The 6928-nt window shown below is 35.0% G+C and carries 5 protein-coding genes, 1 tRNA gene and 1 pseudogene; 2 read left to right on the top strand and 5 right to left on the bottom strand.

Annotated features, from left to right (window positions below; translation table 11 throughout):
* The 3 genes and pseudogenes from AB4Z17_RS30615 to AB4Z17_RS30605 form a co-directional block, all read right to left on the bottom strand.
* Positions 1–516, bottom strand: a pseudogene (locus AB4Z17_RS30615) (DUF3732 domain-containing protein); the annotation flags it as partial.
* Positions 517–519: 3 nt separating this feature from the next.
* Positions 520–1002 (bottom strand): three component ABC system middle component, encoded by a 483-nt coding sequence (locus AB4Z17_RS30610; RefSeq protein WP_441964058.1) that lies wholly within the window; start codon positions 1000–1002, stop codon positions 520–522.
* A gap of 1 nt (position 1003) precedes the next feature.
* Positions 1004–2221, bottom strand: a complete 1218-nt coding sequence (locus AB4Z17_RS30605) for an ABC-three component system protein (protein WP_441964056.1) — start codon at positions 2219–2221, stop codon at positions 1004–1006.
* 1893 nt (positions 2222–4114) lie between these two features.
* Here AB4Z17_RS30605 and AB4Z17_RS30600 point away from each other — a divergent pair.
* Entirely contained in the window at positions 4115–4327 is a 213-nt protein-coding gene (locus AB4Z17_RS30600; protein WP_441964054.1) for a hypothetical protein, read from the top strand.
* Between the two features lie 155 nt (positions 4328–4482).
* Here AB4Z17_RS30600 and AB4Z17_RS30595 read toward each other — a convergent pair.
* Both AB4Z17_RS30595 and AB4Z17_RS30590 read right to left on the bottom strand, forming a co-directional pair.
* Positions 4483–4557: transfer RNA gene (locus AB4Z17_RS30595), tRNA-Leu, on the bottom strand.
* A 269-nt stretch (positions 4558–4826) separates the two neighbouring features.
* On the bottom strand, positions 4827–6557 hold the full coding sequence (locus tag AB4Z17_RS30590) for an ATP-binding protein (RefSeq protein ID WP_441964052.1): 1731 nt from the start codon (positions 6555–6557) through the stop codon (positions 4827–4829).
* A gap of 238 nt (positions 6558–6795) precedes the next feature.
* Between AB4Z17_RS30590 and AB4Z17_RS30585 the strand changes: the two genes are divergently transcribed.
* Positions 6796–6928 (top strand): transposase (locus tag AB4Z17_RS30585; RefSeq protein ID WP_441964060.1); only part of this gene is annotated, 133 nt, incomplete at its 3' end.

The raw sequence follows: 6928 nt of genomic DNA, 5'->3' as shown, positions 1-6928 counted from the left end.
GTAGAAGAGTGTATACGGATTTGCTACAATATGCTGTGGCTGGAATTGAAAAGCAGCAAAATCACGAAAGCTTGCACGCTTATCAGAAGAATTATCATCATTATCATCTGTTAAAGTTATGTAAGGTAAAGCAGCTAACTCGTTCAGTTTATTTTTCACAAATGTAACATTTGTCATAGCTGTAGGTCTAGGAAGGTTTTCTATGCTAATTTCATCCTTCATGAACATCTCAGTGCTTTGGTTATATGCTCCGGGCTCTCGTCTAGCAAAAAGTATGTTTTTCCCGTTGGATGTAACCACTACACCAAACCATTCAGTTTTTTCTCTGATTATCCCTACAGGAATAGCACACTTTGAACTACCAAGACAATAATCTATGATAGGAATAATAGATGATTTTCCTCGTTGGCTATCACCAGTAATTACATTAATTTTATTGAGTTTAAATTCAATTATTCTTTCCTTTTTACTCGAATCACGTGGCCACAAAACAATGCAGTTAATTTTAAAATCCATTATTTAATACCTCACTTTTATTAATGCACATAGTTCATTGAAATCTATAGTGGAAAACCAATATCCCAATCTCTTTGCTGTTGCTAATATGTCCTTGATATCACTATTTCCGTTATTTTGAGGTACATTCATTCGTATAGGCAAATATTCATGTCTTACGTGATCATAAAATATTAACTTTGCAGAAAAGCAAATGTTTAAGGACTTTAAAGTCAATGAAGCCATACTTTCCATCCTCTCTTGCATTCCTAAAAAAAGAGTCTTATCCTCATTTAATGAATTGAATAAGCCTCCTTTAAAATTTCTTCTGTATGCTTTTTTCACGAAATCTTCATTAAATATTAAAGGCAGGACCAGCATTGAAACAGCTAGATCAGGACCTCTATTTTCTTCCAAAGTCTTATAATATTCTACCGAAAATGTCCATAAAGCTAGTGCACCTATTGCTACATTTTGAACCACTTCATATTCATGAATGTTTTCCATTTTAGTCTCCATTATTTAAAATTATTTTATAATCAGGATGCCAACCGATTTTCAGTTTATTAGCAAGCCTATGATAACTTCCTCTCGTTAAGTAATACTGTTCAGTTTGCTGCCCAGCAAGTGGCTCTCTATGATCCAGTGTCTGCACCAAGGTTTTTAAACCCAAATCTTCTCCAAGTATATTTACATCATCACAATTCACTTGTTCTCTTTTATATTTCCTTTTATATTCTGCAAATATTAATTTCCATCTATCTAATAAATTTTGGTCGAACTTATCAATCTCGTCTTTTGTAATTTCCCCTCGGATACTTAAACGCGTACGCTCAGTGATGCTCCTTAGGTAATCATCAATAGCATCTATAAGCAAATCATCGTCTTTTTCAAGTGCTAATAGGTATAACTGACTGACAAATAATTTGTTATATTGATTTTGATGATCATCTACTTCTATAGGTATTAAGTTTTTGGTTGTTTCGTTAAAGGCTTGAGATTTATATCTTGAAAGTAATCGTTGATAATAGACTGCAAATATGTCCCTACTTAACCAAGCTGGTTTATCATTTCTCCAACAATTCATTGCACAATAATGCACCCAGCCTAGTAAAGAATTGTATATTTCTTCAAAAGGCATTTCTTCTGGAATTAATAGCAAAGATTTTACTTCCATTTCAAGTTGGTCACCGTAACTTCCTGAGTGCCCATCACACAGTACAATTTTCTTAATGAGCGCTGCTAGAATGTAATCACTATAAAGACAAACTTTATTAGCAAGTTCTACTATAGAAGATGGAACTCCTTGAGCGATATCCCTGATAGCAACTATGCATTCTTCTGCCTCTTCTTGTGTTTGGGCTGCAGATAATCTAACTACTAATCCATCATCAACGTTTTTATTTGTAACCAAATGGAATTCAGTAAGGTTTACATCAACTTCATGTTCCATAATTGCTTTTAGCCATATATTTAATGTATTCCACAAATCTTTACTATGATTTCCAAAAGGAATATTACTAGATATGGAATGCTTGTCTTGTTCACGCACGCTATTTCCCATACCGTATTTTGCCTTTAGTACGACATCATCTTCAGTTTCTATTCCAACAAGCGACCCGGTTTTGCTCTTTGACAACCAGTATAAAGCTCTTTCCGGCTGAAATAAATATCCAGCCATACTTCCAGGTGCTATATGTTTTTTTGAAGTTGTAATACCAATCACTCCTAATAAGTTAGTGAGTTATGTGTCTTTAGACTCACGAAGGTCTTGAGAACCATATTTATAAAGTATTTCGTCGAATTACAGTATTTCCCTTCCGAACATCTGTTTTGTTAGCTAATAAACTTTGCTCCCGACGCAAAGCAAAAAAATTAAATCTACATTATACTCCTGATACCTATGTATGATAGGTAGTCCTCTCAGAAGACTGATCATGCATAAATCGGACAAAACACAATGTGTTCGGTTCTTTCTTTTCCCAAATCCCATTTCATGATGAGCCACAATGAACCTTCTACACAATGAAAATCGCTTCTGTCCCAATCCCTCAGGGAATAGCAAAACAGCTACACGATACAACAGCTTTTTGAACAGTTCCCCAAAACCACAGAACTATTGGACGTTACCTAACAGCAATTAAAGACGATAAAGGCATTGGTGTAAGCAAAACACGCCTAATTACAGCAATGCTCAAGCTTACAAAAACGCTCACAGTACCCAACGACGAAACGTGCACAATCCGAAGCCCCAAAAATTTGTATTCCCTGCTTACGCCAAAACTTAGCCATAAGACCAAAAAACATTTCGTCTGCCAGTTCTTGAACACCAAAATCACCTGTTTACCGACTACGATGATGTGATAACAATAGACATAATGAACGTACTAGCAATCGATCGAAATAAAGCTTATGATTTACTGCGTTCTGGACAAATTGGATGCCAAAAACCTGTATTGAAGAGTATGTGCTATTAAAAGTATAGTAAACTGAATAGCCTGACTTTCAGACAGGGGCAATTATATTCCTGTTTTTTTCATTTTTAAAACATCATATTGGAGGTCAATACACATGAAAGGTAATTTACTAAAACACAATAAATTCTGGTATATCATTGTCAAAACAAAGTGTCTGGAAGGCGGAAGCAGATATACATCAATACCAAGTGCGAAAAATAATCGGATGCCGAGAAATCTCTACGAGAAACGCTTACGAAGATCGAAAACAATATCTTTGTTCTTCCGCAACGATTTACATTTAACGATACTATGCTCGACTGGCTTCATAGCATCATTAAAAGTAAGGTCGAGGAGTCTACTTGGGAAGGTTATGAAAGAATTGCAACCGATTCATCTGTAAAAATACTATGGAACCAAACATCAGGACGATCAAGAAACAGGCAAGAAAAGATTGTCTGCTAAAACTTTACGAAGGCATCAAGCTAACATTATGAGTGCTTTGGATTTTGCAGTAAGAATGAAATTAATACCATTTAAACCCGCTGATCGAATTTTGCTTTAAAAGAAGTACAACGCCAGCTATTACACTATCGAACAGCTTGAGAAGCTATTCGAGGTATGCCTTGGTACACCGATAGAATCGACAGTTTACATTGCAGCCCATTATGGGATGCGCCGTTCCGAAGTGCTTGGATTGAAGTAGGATTGCATCAATTTCGAGGAAAAAACCATTTCAATTAAAGAAGTTCGCTTGAAGAACGGCAAAAAGGTTGTCGTGAAGAAACCAAAGAGCGAAGCAGCCAACGGACTTTACCTTTGATGGAGAAGGTCGAGGATTATTTAAATATTCTAAAGAGGCAACGAAAGAAAGACAACTGCGATTTCACAATGATTATATAGATAGCTATCTTGTTTGCTGCTGGCCTTATGGAAAACCCATAATACGGAATACCTAACATCAGATTCCGCAATCTCCGGATCTTAACAGTCAGCTACTTGATTAAACATGACGTAAATCTAAAAGAAAATCAAGTATGGTTGGGGCATTCTAACATCAACTTAACGACGGATACCTACATGCATATTGATATAGAGACGAAAAAAAATACAACACAGAATATTAACGATCTATTTGCTAAAAAAGAAAAGGACATAGCTCAATGAAATATACCGTTTGGCGGAGATTAAACGATGCCGAAATAACTTCTGTCCTGCTGGACATTGCAAGAGCCTACCCAAAGCTTGCTTTAGAGTATAGCAGCAAAAATACTTTACCTTGCCGAAAAGAAGTCATTAAAGCCGAAATCCAGCGTCTGAGAAAGCAGCGTGACGTTATTCTCGAACTTATCGTTCAGAACAATAATGCGTCATGATAAAACCAATACAAAAATGGTGCCGAACGTATCGGAAAACCCGAATAAAAGTGAAAATAAGCTTCGTTAGAAAAATGTTAGCAAAGTCGCACCAAGAACGAAAAAGGCTTCAGCCCAATGAGCTGAAACCCTTGAATTCCTTGAGTAAGTTGTTCCGATGACGGTAATCGAACCCACACAGTGGTCATCCACCGCAGGATTTTAAGTCCTGTGCGTCTGCCAGTTCCGCCAAATGCTTGATATTACTGACTTTTTCATCACTTGCCGTTTGTAGATGCACAGAACCGGTGGCTTATTACTAAGTGATATAAGGAAATAAATTCATAGAGTTCTGTATACTTATAGTACCTAATTCAAAACTTATACGCAAGTCGGTCATATAAACCACTTTCAGAAAGTTGCCGCTTTATCGGAACAATCCGATCCCTTATTACTTTAATTCACACTAATAGCAATTCTGCCTACATCTAAAACAGCTTCAACAAAGCAAGTTCATATATTAAGCATGAACTTCTGTAGAATTTCTAGGTCTAAATTCAATATTTAATTTTTCTTTTAAATATTGTTTTAAAACAAACACTTCAATTTTATGTGGGTTTCTCGGTTCATCCAAGAAATATTTAGTATACTCTCCCTGTTGAGTAGGAGCTGAAATAACCATTTTTCTCTTTTCTCTATTAATATCTTCGATAATATCTCCATGTTTTATATCTGTATCCCAACAGATAATGCTATGTAAATTGACAAAAGAATGATTAARGTTATTTTTCAGGAAGTTTTTGAACTCAACGTAAAAAAGTTTTGATTGATGAATTGGTGTTGTATGGTCGCCTTTTACTATTACATCTATTCCTGCGTGAGTATCATAATCTAAGATTTGAAATGGGAAAATGCTTGGATTTATGGTTGTCAGTTGAATCGTTAAGGCAAATACACCACTTTCTCTTTCTGGTTGAACTAAAGTACGACCTTCATAAATTGCAATATTAGACTTATTAATCTTATGTTTACGCCAATCAAAGTCTTTTTTCTCTTTTTCTGTTGTTCGATAACCATCAGCCTCTTCTTCTAGCCATTCAAGCTGTCTCCAATCATCACTTTCAATAATTTTTGAATACATTTCTTCATAAACAACTTGTTTGATGTCGTTTAATATTTCTTGAGGTGTGTTATCTACTGACCCTCTGTTTGCTGTGAGCCTTAGATCCTGACAGTTAAAGAATGCATGAAATTTAGTATATTCAGATCCTTTATACGTGATCCATTCGTTTTTTCTCTGAATCGGTATATAATCTTTACATAACCAAATTCCATATCTCTCTTGAACGGTATATGAACCAATAGGTGCTGTGTAACCTCTTCTTCTAAGCATGTTATTATAGCTCTGTTTAACCTTGTTTCCCTCAATATAAAATACAGCCTCATATTTAATTTCGGGGAAATTCTTAAGCTCCCCTACTTTAACGATTTTTTTGCAGTAATATTCGGGAGCATTGATTGTATATTCATCAAATAATTTGTTTACATCATGATTTTCCGATGGAAAAACATGACCGAAAGATAATTCTTCATATTCCGAAACATTTAAACCTTTCAAATAAAGTTTAGTATTATTAAGCTCATTCTTATCAAAATATTGTTCAATTGAACCAAATTTGGTGTACCAATTAATATAATCTTTTAGTATCTCATGAGTGAATTTATCTCTTCGATTGTTATTATACCCCCTAATAATAACTTCTGTTCCATAATCACTAACATCTAGAACCTCTTTGGTAACATGAACAATTGGGATCTGTCTATCATACAAAGTTCTGTATGGCTCAATTACTCTAGCAATATATTTATCTTTTCCCTTTCTAGTGATTACTTCTATGCTCTTACTGTTTAAATATACTTTTGTTCCATGTCCCTTTTCTCCAATGGAATCATTATCTCCTCGTCTTAAGGAGTTCCCCAAATCAAAAAATGATTGTAAGCCTTCTATATCCATTCCTCTACCGTTATCTTTTATTATAATTTGTAAGATATTCTCCCCATATTCTCGAATCACTTGGAAGGAAATCCAAATTTTATTTGCTTTTGCATCAAAAGAATTACTAATAGCCTCTCTAACCAATTCAAGCGGATTAGAGAAGTCGTTTGCGATTTCAATAAACTCCTGTGTTTCATCGACCTTGGGTCTTATTGTAAACTCAATAGCTCCAATAGCTTCATTTGATTGATCCATAAAAAATTTTTCTCCCCTTTAATTTCTCACACTCTTATTACCATAATAAACCAACCAATTTCACAAGTCATTATTATTATTGAGAACTTTCGCTTGAGAGAATAACCTACGCTCGTTGTAGTCACTTGTTACATTCCATTAATCTCCTACAAATATGCTTGTGGATCGTCTACACTAAGTTAGACAGAAAAAATAAGGACTAGTAGAATGAAGAGAACAGATAAGGAGCGAATCTATTATGCCAAAAGCAAGACGTACATTTACTGCAGAGTTTAAGAAGCAGATGATCCAGCTTTATGAGAGTGGAAAATCAAGAGCAAACATCATCAAGGAATATGATCTGAGTGCTTCTGCCTTTGATCGTTGGATTG

Origin of the sequence: Paenibacillus sp. TAF43_2 (assembly GCF_052113545.1) — a bacterium.
GTDB lineage: Bacteria > Bacillota > Bacilli > Paenibacillales > Paenibacillaceae > Pristimantibacillus.
The sequence above is the reverse complement of the archived record's forward strand: the minus strand, read 5'-3'. Positions and strand labels throughout refer to the sequence as shown.

Excerpts from the sequence above, each read along its gene's own strand:
- AB4Z17_RS30610 (WP_441964058.1), bottom strand. The coding sequence starts at position 1,002 with ATGGAAAACATTCATGAATATGAAGTGGTTCAAAATGTAGCAATAGGT.
- AB4Z17_RS30600 (WP_441964054.1), top strand. The coding sequence starts at position 4,115 with ATGAAATATACCGTTTGGCGGAGATTAAACGATGCCGAAATAACTTCT.